This is a genomic window from Saprospira grandis DSM 2844 (genome assembly GCF_000275825.1).
Taxonomy (GTDB): Bacteria; Bacteroidota; Bacteroidia; order Chitinophagales; family Saprospiraceae; genus Saprospira; species Saprospira grandis_A.
The window spans coordinates 2,743,335-2,757,345 of record NZ_JH719942.1 but is presented as its reverse complement, the minus strand read 5'-3'; the positions used below and the strand labels follow the sequence as shown (position 1 = coordinate 2,757,345).

Below are 14,011 nucleotides of genomic sequence, written 5' to 3'. Positions count from 1 at the left end.
GCCGAGAATATCCATGTTCTGGGACAGGATATAGCTAGAGAAGCTCTTTCTTTAGAAGAAAAAGAAGAAGGCTTTTTTTGGTTGACAGAGCCGTATTATTTTTCTCCAAACATTGCCACAGAAGGATTTGACGATGCCTATCTCCATCGCTTAGAGATGGGACCTACAGGCCTAAAAGAAATGAGCCTTTTAATTTCGGGCTTTTTCCAAGAGCATATGCCTTTTGATCCTATTCCCCAAATAGAACTAAAAGGACAATTAGATGGAAACTGGGAAGTTGATATCCCTCAATTTACAGACCTTTCTCAAGGCTTAGATAAGGAACAGCTCAACTTTAATTGGGAGGAAGGAAGTGATTTTGTAGAGGAGATGCAACAGGCTTTGGCGGCTGGCGGGCAAAGCGAGAAAAATAATACAGAAAAACAGGATGTTTCAGAACTAGATGCGCCAGAGGAAGGAACAGTAAAAATTATTGTTCGAGAGCTATTTCATAATGGCGACGAAACAACTGTTGTTGAAACAGTTTATAATATTGTTGTTATAGATGAATTGATGGGCGTAAATCGATCTGATATAGTGATTCACTATGACTACTATCTTGAACAAGATGAGGAAGATGGCCAAATTAAATTTATAGCAACAAAAAATAGTCCTATTATTTCAGGAGGTGAGACAGAAATTGAAGAGATCAAAAGAACTCATCCTACGGCTTATTGGTGCATTAAAGGAGTTTTTGGACCATTAAACATAACTCAGTCCAATAATTTCACAAAAGGCCTTCTATGGGATGAAGACCCATTTACTGGACGTAACTATACAAAAAGTGAAAATGAAACCTATTTGAGCATAGGAACACTTAATCTTTTAGCCTTAGGCATTCCCGCTAGAGGTCTTAATGCAGGAAAGATACTGGCTTGGAAAAGTGCTTATGCTGAAGTTGCAGCGATACCTGTGCTAATGCTTAAAAAAATAATTATTGCCAGCATCCTGAAAGCAGCAGAAGCATCTGTAATGGAGACGCTTGAAGAATTAACGCTTGCAGAACTATCCCTAAATATTATATCAACTTTGGAAGACGCAGGTTACTCAAAAGAAGAGGCCCAAGCCATAGGAGAAGAACTAATTGTCGCCATTGACATGAGCCGCCTCCAAGATTTAATTAGTAGAGTAAATGCTGGGGAAGACATAAGCAATATTACCTCAATTAGTGTTACAAAGGCTATAGAAGATGTCAAAGAAAAATATTCCACAAAAAAATAAGTTCAAAATCATTAACAAGCTCCTTGATTGGGTGTATAACATCGATTCTTTCCTTACAATAGCCGTAATAGTAATCGCTATTGTAGCGGCTCTGTTTTTCTTTTTATTGGGCCGTTGGGATTATCTAATCAGTAGGGAGGATTGTGAACAGTTGGTGATTAACAAAATTCATTTTAAGGGGATGCTCTTAGCTAAAAAGAAGGGACGACTAGGGCAGTTTAGTAGCTCTATTCATTTTATTGTGATAGACTCCTTTGGGACGCCTAAACAACTGATCTTACCTCCTGCTGGGGATACCCTAAAATTTTGGAGGAAGGCCCAAAAGGGAGACCTAATCATTAAGGAGGCTTGGAGCGATGAAATTATATTAGTTCAGGAGGGCCAAAGGGAGGCTTTTCCTTATCCCAATACCCCCAACGCCTTTAAGTATAATCTCTATGAATATGGCTTTTTTGATTTGGCAGACACAGCTTATTATTTCTGCTTAGTTAATGATAAAGCCAAAAGTAGTCGGGATATGAAGCTGTATGATATTGATTATTAGAAGCTGAGGCCCGAAGGGCCGAAGGCCATCTAAACAAAATGCCATCTTAAGGCGGCGAAGCCGCCGCAGGCCCAGCGCTGCGCAGGGGTGGCCAAAGGCCAGACCAAGGGCGAAACGAAGTGAAGCCCGAAGGGCCGAACAGACTTGTGAGCCCCGTAGCATAGCGGCGGCCAGCTTGCTGGCCGCGGGCCCCAAAACCGCAGTAAAAGTTAGCCTATGAAATTTCTATTTAGTGGACTCTTTTTGCTTTTGCTGCTGTCTTGTGCCGAAGAAAAGCAGACCAAGCAAGCAAGTAAGATTCGTTATTTACAAGTTTCTCCTGCAGACTGCCAGCCGCATCCTGTTTTAGGGCTAGCGGTTTTTATAGATAGTTTGCGGCTGCCGCTAGAGCAGCATAATTATCAGCAGGAGTTAGCGGCTTTTCAATTGGAAATTTTGGCCGAGAGCCTCCCTAATAAATGGTACTATATATCAACTGAGCAAACTGATTTTCCTCATTTTTACCTCTCTTATTTGGGGGAAATTATCAGTGAAGAGCAAGATACCTTCAAATTTGTTCAGCGGTTGGTTTCAGCATCTATGGAGTGTACGGTACATAGGAGTTATGCAGCGCTTTATTGTTATGCTGCAGATAATCGCTTATTGGGCTATTATCAGCTATCAAATTACACTGATTTATTGCCCAAGGGCATTTTGGGCCAATCCCTAATTTTTGAGCAAGATTGTGGGCACTACAGCCTCAGTTTTGCAAAAGGGATTCCTTCTCAAGGTATTTATGACAGCTGTTCATTTTCTGGTTTTTATCCTTTACATCCTGCTTCAAATCTGGCCCAATGAAATGGTTTTATCTAGTTTGTCTCTGTTTGGCTTTTTCAGCTTGTCAGCCTAAAAAGGAGCCACCCAAAGTCGTAACCGTTGAGTTGCCCGCTCATTTTTGCGAAAACAATGAGTTATTTGAGCTGGCCTTTAGTTTAGATACTGTTGCTTCAGGGCCTTGGGCAAAAGTTCTGGCTGAGGGCATCCCCAATAAGTGGTATCTTATTCCTCAAACTGAGGATAGTAGTTTGTATTTACATTATTTGGGGAGCATTCAGGGGCAAGACAAGCTCCACTTTATACATAGCATAGCTAGCCAAAGCACTCAACTTGGCAGCAGCAGTCTTTCTGTTTTTAATAGCCAGCATCAACTGATTGGCCGTTATCTACTTGGCCCTTACCCTAAGCATAGTTTTAGTTTGTTGGGAAACCAGCTTATTTTTTCGGCCCCTAGTTTGGGCATAAAAAGAAAGAGCATTTCTTTTCAGCAAGCTTGTCCTGACTACCTACTACTTGATCAACCTATTCCCTTACAAAAACCTAATTCCCTCCCCAGCAATGAATAACTACCTTTTAATTCTATTTTTTTCGCTCTCTTTTAGTTGGCTAGCTCAGGCGCAGCAGGATAGTACAAGGAGCTTGTTTATATATTATCCTAGGTTTACTCCAAGCAGCATGAATGTTTATGTTTATATTGATTTCAATCTAGAGGAAGAGGGGCTAAAATATAACTCAGAAGAACGCTGGGCTAAAATAAAACAACAGCCACTTTTTTACATAGCCTTTGTTAAAGAGAATAGCTCCAATGATTCTATTTATCGAGTTTATGATGTTATTCCGATCTGTGAGGAGGAAAGCAGTTGTAAAGACTGTACGAGTTTTGGCCATTCTTTAGCCAAGGTATTCGCAGATAAGAAATTTTATTTCGACTTAGAATGGACCTCAGAAGAAGAGAAGAAATACTATCTCTATGAGCATGGAGGTTCTATTTCACGCTTTACCTTAAAACTTAAGCTGTCTGAGGAGCTGCCTTGGCCTTTTCGTCCAGAAAAAAAGTGATGGCAGCATAATATTGATTATTAGAAGCTGAGGCCCGAAGGGCCGAAGGCCATGCAGGCCTTGTTGGCCCCCAAGGCCAACAAAGCCTGCCCCCAGGCGGAGGCGGCTTTGCCGCACCCCCTTGCTTGAAATGCAATATATTGAGGGCTAATTTTAGCTAAGGAGCAAAGAAAAAAGTGGCCAGCCGCCTACCGCCGGCCGGGTCCAATCAGCCCAAAGGGCTGTCTAAACAAAATGCCATTTTTAAGGCGGCGAAGCCGCCGCAGGCCCAGCGCTGCGCAGGGGTGGCCAAAGGCCAGACCAAGGGCGAAACGAAGTGAAGCCCTAAGGGCCGAACAGACTTGTGAGCCCCGCAGCATAGCGGCGGCCAGCTTGCTGGCCGCGGGCCCCAAAACCGCAGTAAAATAGTTCTTATAGGAGCATAAAAAAAGCCAGCCTCTAGCGAGACTGGCTTTTTTGCATCTATGGCATAAGCCCTAAGAATCTACAGAAATAGATTCGGGAGCTTCCTCTTTGTCTTGCTCAGGGGCAGGCTGAGGAGCTGGAGCCGGCGCAGCACCAGCAGAAGCTTGCTCAAAGCCCAAAGGCGTAAAGAGTTCATTGTACGTATTGAGGAGCTCTTGGTTTCCAATTTGGCCAGCTAGACGCTTCACCAAATTGCTTTGTGAGATGGCCAAAGAAAGCTCATCACTAAAGACGGTGGCCATTTCTGGATTATCCGTATCCTTTAGCAAGGCCTCTTTCTGAGCCTCCAACTGTCCTACTTCATTGTTCAATTGTACCGCCTGCTGATAAAGCTGTTGCTTTTGCGGACTATTTTCGGGCGCTTGGTTCATCATCTGCACCATTTGCTGCAACTGATTTCGTTTTGCATCAAATTGTTGCTGTAGGCCGCCAAATTTCTGGGCAAATTCGCCAAGGCTGTAAGGGGCCACAAACTGAGCATAATAGCCCATCTTGTCGGCTAGGGTAAGGCTAAGGTCCTTCAAATGAGGCACGGCCTTATCGCCAGCTTGAAGATTGGCGTACATCTCTAGGGCCTGCAAGCGGCTGTAGCCCTCATCTAAGGGGAAGTTCATATGAGGAAAGCCCTCAAAGAGCTTATCGAGTACATTCAAGGCTCTTTCCTTATCGCCTGCAGCGGCCAATTCTCTGGCCAAGCGAACCATGGTAAACTGAGTTGTTTGTACACTAGGCGCATAGCTTTCGTCTACAAACATTTCGTATTGGTCAAAGCCTCCCCAGCTAAAGCGATCGACCACATTGCGGTACATACTATCAAGCTCGATACGGCCCATGCCCATAGCCCCCGCATAAGAGTTAGTGCTAGGCGTTTTGATGGGCACAATGCGGAGCGCCATCCCTTCCATTTGCAGATAATCCTTAAAGCTACCTAATTTCTCGGGGCGAACAGTAACTGCAAAATAAATGGGGCGGGTCCAGCCATTGGCCATATTGGTCCCAACAATATCCAAAAGCGCAATTTCGTCCTTAAAGACCAAACGCTTACTGAGTTTCAAGTTAATTTGATTGGCAATTTGCTCATCCGTTACTGTAGAAGAAACAGCCTTATTGGCTCTTACCGCTTTTTTGTCTACCGGAATCACAATATTATCCGTAGGCAAATAGCTAGGCGCCTGCCCCGAAGGATGATTTTCGCCCATAAAGCGAACGGCATCCACCAAGTTCATGGGGCGGCCAGAAGCTTGGATAGGCAGGGCATTTCTGGCCGTTCCTCGATAAGCAGCCTCCGAAATGGTCATGGCAATAGCAGGCGATTCATTCATCGTTCTACGCAATTGGTCAATGTACCAATCTACGGCCAAAAGACTAAAGTTAACCACCCGCACATCGGTCCGAATGCCTTCTACTTCTTGGGCATACCAAAGCGGATAAGTATCATTATCGCCATAAGTGAAAATCACGGCATTGGGCGCACAAGACATCAAGAAGTTCGTCGCATAATCACGAGCTCCCGTATGCTTTGCTCTAGAGTGGTCATCCCAGTTCTCAAAGCCCATGATAATAGGCGCTGTAACAACTAGGGCAAGCGCAACAGCCGCTCCAGCCTGTCCTTGACCCATTACTCGTTTGAGCTCACTATAAATAGCGGGGACGGCCAATCCTATCCACATACAGAAAGTAAAGAAAGAACCAACAAGTACATAATCTCGCTCACGAGGCTCGCTAGGTGGCTGATTCGAGAAGACGATAATCGCCAAACCCGTAACGAGGAAAAGAACACCCAAAGCTAGGGCATCTTGTGGACGTCTGCGAATGTGGAAGACCAAACCGATCAAACCAAAAATAAGAGGCAATAGATAATAAGTATTCCGGCCTTTATCTTGACTTCTCGATTCGGGCAAATTAGACTGCGGAATCAAGCGCATGCCATCTAGAGGAGCAACACCAGAAACCCAGTTTCCTTTGGTGGGATCGTTTTCATAGAACCCTTGCTTGGCATTTTGGCGGCCCGCAAAGTTCCACATAAAGTAGCGGAAATACATCCAACCCACCTGATAGCGGAAGAAGAAATCTAAGTTGTTATTCATGTCGGGCTTTTCTCCATCTGCTAGCTTGAGCCAACGACGATACTGCGTCTTGCGCGCCTCGTCCATATGCCCCAAACGAGGGAAAAACATTTGGTCCGATTTCTTGTATTTGTAGCCTCCTTTTTCGGCCACTACCTCATAGCGGAAACCATCGCCTTTTTCTACAGGGCGGTAAATTTTGTCTCCCGCTTCATAGCCAATATTTTCGGCGGCAAAGTGAGGACCAAAAGAAAGCGGACGCTCTCCATATTGTTCCCGGTTAATATAAGATAACAAGCTATAAGGGTCAGAGGGCTTGTTCATATTGATCGGCGTATTGGCCGCAGCCCGAATAACGATAGAAGAATAGGTAGAAAAACCCATCAAGGCTACCGCAAACATCATGACGCCCATCTGTAGATAGTAGTTCTTTTTGCTTTCGGCATAGTAAATTCCAGCAGCCACTAGGCCAATCAAAACCAAAACAAAAAAGATCATTCCGCTGCCTAAAGGAAGACCAAAGTTATTGACAAAAGTAAAGTCAAAACCGGCCGCAATTTCAGGAAGTTTCGGAATAAATATGGCCTGCATAAACATCAGAATCGCAAAGCCAATGGCAAAAGAAAGGCCCATATTCCGCCAAATCTTACGCTCAGCTGCTGGCGCCTGAATAGCCGAATAAATATAAATAGCAGGTACAGCTAAAGCAAAGATTACATGTAACCAAACGGGCAAAGTAGAGATAAACTGCACCCCAACGAGAATCGCAAAAGCCAAGACGTTGTACATCATGTTGCTGCTAAACTCTGTTTCCCGAACCTGGCTCTTTTTGTAGTAAAACAAAAGCGCAATAAAGGGAATCACGAGCAAGCTCAATAAGTGCACCCCAATCGATAAGCCAATCATGTAGGCAATAAAGACCAACCAGCGGTCAGAACGAGCATTGTCGGTCACATACCAACGCAAAGCAGCCCAAATAACTAGGCCCGTAAAGCCCGAAGACATAGCATATACCTCGCCCTCTACGGCAGAAAACCAAACAGAGGTGGCAAAAGTAGTAGACAAGGCCGCCACTACCCCAGCACCCAAAATAGCAAGCTTGTCACCTGTGTCAGTAACCTTAACTCGATGGCCCAACAAACTGAGCTTGGCCAAAATGGTAGTCGACCAAAAAATGAATAAGACCAAAGCCGCTGTCGATAAGCCCGACATCGCATTTAGAGCATAGGCAATATTGGCTTTATCCGCCGAAAAAGTATCGGCCACAAAAGCAAACATGCGACCAACCATTAAAAATAAAGGCGCACCAGGAGGGTGTACTACCTCCATTTTGTAGGCGGCAGAAATAAACTCACCGCAATCCCAAAGACTGCCCGTGGGCTCGGCCGTGAGTAGGTAAACTGTGGCAGCCACAGCAAACATGAGCCAACCCGTAAGGTTGTTCAAAAACTTAAAATTATTCATCTTTTTGGTTTGGCAAAATCAATGTTCTAGCAAAAATACTAGCGTTTTGCAGGTTTGAGGGATGCTAAATAAACTGTTTTATCCAGATAAACAGGCTCAAAGACCTATTTTATCAGTTGGCAAATTTAGTAAAAGTATTAGGGCTTGCAAAAGCCCCCCCTTTTTTTTAAGTCCTATTTAAGGGCAAAACAGCTATTAACTAGCCCCATTTAACCCAAAAGAGGCCCAAACAATTTTGCTCGGACCTCCAGATAGTTCCTGTCAAGACAGTTTTATTTGATGCCTAGTTTCTTCTTGATCTTTTTAGGAATTCCATCCTTATGCACCATAATGTTGGTAGTTTTGTACCGGAAGAAGGCCTCCGAAGCATAAAAATACCCATCGCAATCATTGGTTTTTCCCCAAGAGTTTTTCACAATGTAGTATTTCGTTCCCCGCTGATCTTCTACCATACCCGTAAAGTGCATGCCATGATCATCGGTTGTTTCGTAGTTGTCAAAGGCCTCCTGACGCATTTCCTGCGTAATAGCCAATTCTTCTACAGGCTCATCAAAGGCAGAACCAATTTTTTCTGCCCCCGCATCACTAAAGTTGCGGTTGTCACGGCCCTTAATGCGAATTGTGCGCTCATCCTTGGGCACAATCGCCAAGCCATCGCGATAAGAAAAGCCTTTTTCCGATACATCACTGGCCCAAGCTACCCCAAAGCCTTTTTCCAAAGCATTGTTGGTAATTTCTACTAGCTCGTCCAAAGGGACATTATAGGTAGATCCAAAAGCCCAGTTATCGGGAATCTCCAATACAAATGACTCATAAAACGGATGATGCGTAAAAGAGGTAATCACTACATAGTCATCCATATCTAAACCCAGTTCTTTGGCATAAGACTCTGGCGTATAGGTTTTTCCCTGATACTCAAATTCCTCGGGTACTTCGCCCAAATAAGCATCTAAGACCCCATTGATGGCCTTTTTCCAAGAGGGCGTAAGCTTCTTCTGCGGCGCCTTGATCACCTCTTTGACCATGGCCTCCAACATATTGTTCAGCTCCGAGTGGTTGTGGGTGTCCATACCATACTCCAAGCCCTGATAAACCTCCTGAGGCACAATTCCATAACGCTTCACCACATAGGGAATGTCATGAAAGGCACCACCTGGCCCAAAGTTAAAGTTGCCGTGCATCCGCACATAGTTTACGGCCTTATCCAAATAAGCCCGACGAGCAATGTACATCTCCGAAAGATTGTGCTTGCCCTTTTTCATCCGCAATAGCTCCGACTCAAAAAAGGAAAGGGCCGAAAAACTCCAGCAGGTCCCCGTACGGTTTTGACTCTGCACCTCGGTCGCCTCAATATCATTGAGGAGCGTAAAAATATAGCCCCCGTCTTTTTTATTGCTCAGCTTGGTATTCTCCTGAGCGTAAATTGTCGAGCAGCTCAATAAGGCCCAAATAAAGATCGAAAGGGCCGTCCATCTATACGTCATAGTTGTTCCTGATTTTATTTTATCATAAAATTTTCCCCTTAAGATAAAAAAGTAGACAAAAAAAAGCGATTCGGGAGGCCACCGAATCACTTTAGCGGAGTTGTTTAACTCTCTTTTCTTGAAAAAAACCTTTCACTAAACCATTAAAAACTAAATCCTTAAAGTCAAAAACTAAGCCAATTAGCAATTTCTCTTTAAGTTTTATTCCTGCTGTTTTTTTGGGGCTGCCCCGCCCTTTGGGCGGGTCGGGCTGTTTATTCCCGTTGGTCATCGAACTGGCGCCCCTTTGGGGCTGGTTGTCGGGCTCGCAGCTCTGCTCGGCCCTTCGCAAAAAATGCGAAGCATTTTTGCTCGGTCTGGCCCTGCGGGCCACCCTCTCCATCCCTCAGCCGGCGGCTTCGCCGCCTCTAGGTCCAAGAGACAGTTTAAATATTTTTTACCTAACCAGTTAACTCCCAGACATAGCCAGTTATGTTTTTTACCTAACCAGTTAACTCTCAGACATAGCCAGTTATGTTTTTCACCTAGCCAGTTAGCTCCCAGACATAGCCAGTTATGTTTTTTACCTAACCAGTTAGCTCCCAGACATAGCCAGTTATGTTTTTTACCTAGCCAGTTAGCTCCCAGACATAGCCAGTTATGTTTTTCACCTAACCAGTTAGCTCCCAGACATAGCCAGTTATGTTTTTTACCTAACCAGTTAGCTCCCAGATATAGCCAGTTATGTTTTTTACCTAACCAGTTAGCTCCCAGACATAGCCAGTTATGTTTTTTACCTAACCAGTTAGCTCCCAGACATAGCCAGTTATGTTTTTTACCTAGCCAGTTAGGTCTCAAACATAACTTTTGCCATTTTTGATTTTGTTACATTATTTCAACTTTTAACAAAACTCTAACAATTGGGGGTAAAAATCACTGTTTCTGCAGCCTAAAGGCCGCAGCCAATCTGCTTGAGCCATCATTTTTCTTGTCGCAGCGGCTTAAAAGCCCCTGCTTCATTGAAGATAGGCGAAAGCATTCGGTTTTCAGGTCTTGCGGCTTTTAAGCTGCAAGCCATGGGACCGCTAAAAGCTGGCTCATTGGGACCTAATCTGGCTGCGGGTTTTAACCCGCAGTGATGGCCGAAGGCCAAACGGCCTAGCGATGCGAAAGGGGGCGGCGAAGCCGCAGACCAAGGCCGTCAGGCCGCAGGGCCGAGCAGACCTGCGAGCCCTGAAGCGTAGCGCCCGCCGCAGGCGGGAGGCCCCAAAAAAAAGACAGTCCCTAAACAGAGACTGTCTTTATCGTATTGCAGTAAATTTATGGCCTAAGCTTCTTCTAGCTCCTCCACTATTTCGGTGGTGGGGGCCTCAATTTCTTTGCCCATATAAATCAGTGTATCGCCCGCTTCGATCTGTTCATTTTGGGGCTGGTTGGCCCGCACAAAATGGAAATCGCCATCGGGTTTACGGATAAAGAGCGGAATCGTATTGCGGCAGCTCAGCTGGCAAAGCTGCTCAAACTGTTCTTGAGACTGCAAAACATACTCTCGGATATGTGGGTAGTCTCGGGCCGTCTCCAAAAAGTTGATATAATCGGTTTTGATATCAAAGGCGGCCTCATCGGCTAATTCGATTTGGCCCTGGCTTTCGGCCTGAGAAACAATGCGGAAAGTGCCATTTTCGCCAAAGACCTCTTTATAGCGTTTGCAGGCCACATCATTGACCGCCATGCTGGGGGTAAGGGCCAACAAATAGCCCATATCGAGGAGCTCTAGCTCCTCCTCCAGATTGCCCTCAATAATATCCTGTTCAATGGCTTTGAGGCCCATATCTTGGGCTTCTTGGACCAAAGTTGGGGAGCGATCGACCAAGACCACATGCCGCCCATGGTTTTGTAAATAGTTGGCAATCAGGCGAGCGCCAGGGTTGGCCCCCACAATGAGTAGTCCATTAGATTGTTGTAGGGTAACACCCAGCAACCTAGCCACCAAACGGGCCGTAGTGGCATTCAGCAAGACCGTTCCCATTACAATCATAAAGACCAAAGGCGTAATTAGTGCGGCCTCCTCATAGCCATAATTGGCCAATTTGAGCCCAAAGAGAGAGGCAATACCTGCGGCCACAATGCCACGAGGCCCCACCCAAGAAATAAAGAGCTTCTCTCGGAGATCTAGGCCACCTTTGGCCGTAGAGGCAAAAACAGAAAGAGGACGAAGGACCAACACCACCACCGCAAAGAGCGCCCAATAGCGCCAATCGGCCAAGAGCAATAATTGCTCGCCATCAATATTTGCGGAAAGCACAATAAAGAGAATCGAAATCAACAAGACGGTCAAAGACTCTTTAAAATAAAGCAGCTCCTTAAAGTGAGGCACCTTGAGGTTGGCTAGGGTCATCCCCATCACCACTACAGTCAGTAGGCCCGACTCATGCACCACAATATCGGAAAGGGCAAAAGCGCCCAGTACGAGGGCCAGAGAGACCACATTCAATAAATAATGCGGAATCATATCTCTTTTGAGCAATTGATAAAAGCCAAAGCCCGTACCAATGCCAAAAGTAAAGCCCACCGAGATAATCCCCGTAAACTCCTTAAAGGCCTCTATGCCAAAAGAGCCCTCTGATTCATGCGAGATGATAAAATCAAAGACCAAAACGGCCACCAAAGCCCCAATGGGGTCAATGAGAATCCCCTCCCATTTGAGGACCGTCGAGATATTTCGCCGCAGGGGCACATTGCGCAAAATGGGCGCAATAACCGTAGGGCCCGTCACAATGACCAAGCTCCCAAAGAGGAAGGCAATATCATAAGGCAAGCCAATGATAAACTTAGCCGCCAAGCCTGCACCAACAAAGGTAATGGCAGAGCCTAGGGTCACTAATTTACCAATGGCGGGGCCAACTCCGGTTACCTCATGGCGGTTTAGGGTAAGCCCTCCTTCAAAGAGGATCACGCCAATGGCCAGAGAGACAAACCAGAAAAGCACCTCAGAGGGAAAAAGTCCTCCATTGCCTTGTGGATTGCCGTGTTCATCCAGCAAAAGATCTTTGCCATTGGCCTCAAAGAGGTAATCAAAAACGGGTTCAATAAACTTGTGGCCGGTCCAGATTTCGGCAATAGGGCCCACCAAAAGGCCAATCAAAATCAGGGGGAGGATAGCGGGTAGGCGGAGGCGCCAAGCTACCCATTGGGCCAAAATTCCCAAAACAATAATTCCAGCTAGTGCAATCATTTGCAAATATTAGTAGGTGAGTGATTGCTAGGTCTGTTCGCCCGTTTGGGCATGATAATCAGCCATAGCTTCTAGTTCTTCATAAAAATGGGGACCAAAGGCCTTTATTAAGGGCTCTTTGAGAAACTGATAAACAGGGACCTTTAATTCTTCGCCCAAGCTACAAGCAGCCGAGCAAATATCCCAGTGGTCATAGTTCAGGGCTAAAAAATCGGGTAATTGCTTCGTTCGAATAGGATAAAGATGGCAAGAGACTGGCTTGAGGTAATCAATAATGCCCTCTTTATGGGCCTTTTCAATCCCGCAGCTGGCACGGCCATCCTCCTCATAATGAATAAAGGCACAGGGACCGCCATCAATTAGAGCGGTGGCCCAGCCCTCTTGTTCTTCGCTATGCGTGGCCACGCCCTGCTCTTCAATGGCCGCTTGGCCTGCAGGCGTCAGGCGGTCTTTAATGAGGGGGTAAATGGCTTTGAGGGTCTCTACCTCGGCTTCTTCTAGAGGCGCACCAAAGTCGCCCTCCCAACAACAAGCCCCTTTGCAGGCATCTAGGTTACAGACAAACTGCTTGTCGAAGATATCCGAGGTGACCAAATATTTTTCTGCTACTATATACATTAGTCTACAATTTCAATTTTTAACACTTTGCGGTAATATTCTAATTTAATCACCTCTACTTGCCCATCTACTTTCTGAATCACGGTACTTTTATGTACCAAGCGCAGGCTAGCTGGGCCCGCATTTAGGCCCTCTAGGTGTTCGGGGCGAATCTCAAACTGGCTGCCGCGGGTCAAGCCCACATGATTCACCGTTTTCGATTGCCCTTTGCTATCTTCAAACAAAAGAACCAAACTTTCGGCCTGCCCCAAAGGCTGCCCTTCCCAAGCCAACAAGCCCCCAGTAGCCAAAGATACTTCCGGCGTTTTCAAGGCAAAATTGCTATAGGTCGGAAAGCAAATCGTATCGCTTGCCCCCCCATAACTAAAGTGATAACAGTCCTTAAATTTAGCTGGACGCTCATGATAGCGATACTCCCAACCAATTTTAGGCAACTTTTTGGGCTGCATAGGCTGCCCCTCAAAATACAATTTATCTGGCAGAACCAAACTCCCCGTATCTTGCTGAAAGCGGGCCTCGGCCTGCAACTCTTTACTATCTTCTAAATAACGAACATAATAATAGGTTCGATCTACAGTAAAAGCCGTTTTCTCGTTTTGGCTTTCTGGCTCTGCCTTGGGCTGACAAGCCGCAGCCAAGAGCAAAAACATAAAAAAATGAATAGCTAATTGTGTTCTCATATATTAATTCTTATTTTTTGGGGCCTCCGCAGCCAAGCTGCGGCGCTACGTTTCGGGGCTCGCTCTTCGCTCGGCCCTTCGGCGCAAAGCGCCTAGGTCTGCGGCTGCGCCGCCCCCCTTCACATCGCTAGGCCAAATGGCCCAACCCCATTAAATGAACGCTAGGCAAAAAAAGCCCTACCGCCTATTTTGCGGGCCCAAATTACAGACTTTATTCCGCTTTTAACAATTGCCCGCGGCCATCTTTAGCAGCAAATTAGCTAGAATAGCCGTTTGATCTAAAAGAATAGCATTTCTTTAAAAGAATTTTAAGGCCGCTTACAAGATTTTGTATAAATCTC

At 45.6% G+C, this 14,011-nt stretch carries 11 protein-coding genes; 5 read left to right on the top strand and 6 right to left on the bottom strand.

Annotated features, from left to right (window positions below; genetic code table 11):
• Positions 1-81 precede the first annotated feature (81 nt).
• The 5 genes from SAPGRDRAFT_RS12635 to SAPGRDRAFT_RS12615 all read left to right on the top strand — a co-directional run bounded on the left by SAPGRDRAFT_RS12635 (position 82) and on the right by SAPGRDRAFT_RS12615 (position 3,679).
• A complete protein-coding gene (locus SAPGRDRAFT_RS12635; protein ID WP_002659608.1) occupies positions 82-1,260 on the top strand; it encodes a hypothetical protein in 1,179 nt (392 codons plus the stop codon).
• Positions 1,229-1,804, top strand: coding sequence for a hypothetical protein (locus SAPGRDRAFT_RS12630; RefSeq protein ID WP_002659607.1), 576 nt, complete (start codon positions 1,229-1,231; stop codon positions 1,802-1,804). The genes SAPGRDRAFT_RS12635 and SAPGRDRAFT_RS12630 overlap by 32 nt, the downstream gene beginning before the upstream one ends.
• Positions 1,805-2,020: 216 nt before the next feature.
• Entirely contained in the window at positions 2,021-2,641 is a 621-nt protein-coding gene (locus tag SAPGRDRAFT_RS12625) for a hypothetical protein (protein ID WP_002659606.1), read from the top strand.
• The gene (locus SAPGRDRAFT_RS12620) at positions 2,638-3,186 is read left to right on the top strand and encodes a hypothetical protein (protein ID WP_002659605.1); all 549 of its coding nucleotides are present in this window, start codon (positions 2,638-2,640) and stop codon (positions 3,184-3,186) included. The genes SAPGRDRAFT_RS12625 and SAPGRDRAFT_RS12620 overlap by 4 nt, the downstream gene beginning before the upstream one ends.
• The gene (locus SAPGRDRAFT_RS12615; protein WP_002659604.1) at positions 3,179-3,679 is read left to right on the top strand and encodes a hypothetical protein; all 501 of its coding nucleotides are present in this window, start codon (positions 3,179-3,181) and stop codon (positions 3,677-3,679) included. The genes SAPGRDRAFT_RS12620 and SAPGRDRAFT_RS12615 overlap by 8 nt, the downstream gene beginning before the upstream one ends.
• A 476-nt stretch (positions 3,680-4,155) precedes the next feature.
• Here SAPGRDRAFT_RS12615 and SAPGRDRAFT_RS12610 read toward each other — a convergent pair whose 3' ends face one another.
• The 6 genes from SAPGRDRAFT_RS12610 to SAPGRDRAFT_RS12580 all read right to left on the bottom strand — a co-directional run bounded on the left by SAPGRDRAFT_RS12610 (position 4,156) and on the right by SAPGRDRAFT_RS12580 (position 13,670).
• Positions 4,156-7,674 (bottom strand): protein O-mannosyl-transferase family, encoded by a 3,519-nt coding sequence (locus SAPGRDRAFT_RS12610; RefSeq protein ID WP_002659603.1) that lies wholly within the window; start codon positions 7,672-7,674, stop codon positions 4,156-4,158.
• A gap of 272 nt (positions 7,675-7,946) precedes the next feature.
• Positions 7,947-9,158 (bottom strand): aminopeptidase C, encoded by a 1,212-nt coding sequence (locus SAPGRDRAFT_RS12605; RefSeq protein ID WP_002659602.1) that lies wholly within the window; start codon positions 9,156-9,158, stop codon positions 7,947-7,949.
• Between the two features lie 267 nt (positions 9,159-9,425).
• Positions 9,426-9,995, bottom strand: coding sequence for a hypothetical protein (locus tag SAPGRDRAFT_RS12595; protein WP_002659600.1), 570 nt, complete (start codon positions 9,993-9,995; stop codon positions 9,426-9,428).
• A 469-nt stretch (positions 9,996-10,464) separates the two neighbouring features.
• Complete coding sequence (locus SAPGRDRAFT_RS12590) at positions 10,465-12,372, bottom strand: cation:proton antiporter (RefSeq protein WP_002659599.1); 1,908 nt, start codon at positions 12,370-12,372, stop codon at positions 10,465-10,467.
• A 27-nt stretch (positions 12,373-12,399) separates the two neighbouring features.
• Complete coding sequence (locus tag SAPGRDRAFT_RS12585) at positions 12,400-12,990, bottom strand: DUF3109 family protein (protein ID WP_002659598.1); 591 nt, start codon at positions 12,988-12,990, stop codon at positions 12,400-12,402.
• Positions 12,990-13,670, bottom strand: a complete 681-nt coding sequence (locus SAPGRDRAFT_RS12580) for a hypothetical protein (RefSeq protein WP_002659597.1) — start codon at positions 13,668-13,670, stop codon at positions 12,990-12,992. The genes SAPGRDRAFT_RS12585 and SAPGRDRAFT_RS12580 overlap by 1 nt, the downstream gene beginning before the upstream one ends.
• Between the last annotated feature and the right edge of the window lie 341 nt (positions 13,671-14,011).

Coding starts and splice junctions, on each gene's coding strand:
- SAPGRDRAFT_RS12630 (WP_002659607.1), top strand. CDS start 1,229: ATGTCAAAGAAAAATATTCCACAAAAAAATAAGTTCAAAATCATTAAC.
- SAPGRDRAFT_RS12580 (WP_002659597.1), bottom strand. CDS start 13,670: ATGAGAACACAATTAGCTATTCATTTTTTTATGTTTTTGCTCTTGGCT.
- SAPGRDRAFT_RS12615 (WP_002659604.1), top strand. CDS start 3,179: ATGAATAACTACCTTTTAATTCTATTTTTTTCGCTCTCTTTTAGTTGG.
- SAPGRDRAFT_RS12625 (WP_002659606.1), top strand. CDS start 2,021: ATGAAATTTCTATTTAGTGGACTCTTTTTGCTTTTGCTGCTGTCTTGT.
- SAPGRDRAFT_RS12620 (WP_002659605.1), top strand. CDS start 2,638: ATGAAATGGTTTTATCTAGTTTGTCTCTGTTTGGCTTTTTCAGCTTGT.
- SAPGRDRAFT_RS12610 (WP_002659603.1), bottom strand. CDS start 7,674: ATGAATAATTTTAAGTTTTTGAACAACCTTACGGGTTGGCTCATGTTT.
- SAPGRDRAFT_RS12605 (WP_002659602.1), bottom strand. CDS start 9,158: ATGACGTATAGATGGACGGCCCTTTCGATCTTTATTTGGGCCTTATTG.
- SAPGRDRAFT_RS12590 (WP_002659599.1), bottom strand. CDS start 12,372: ATGATTGCACTAGCTGGAATTATTGTTTTGGGAATTTTGGCCCAATGG.
- SAPGRDRAFT_RS12585 (WP_002659598.1), bottom strand. CDS start 12,990: ATGTATATAGTAGCAGAAAAATATTTGGTCACCTCGGATATCTTCGAC.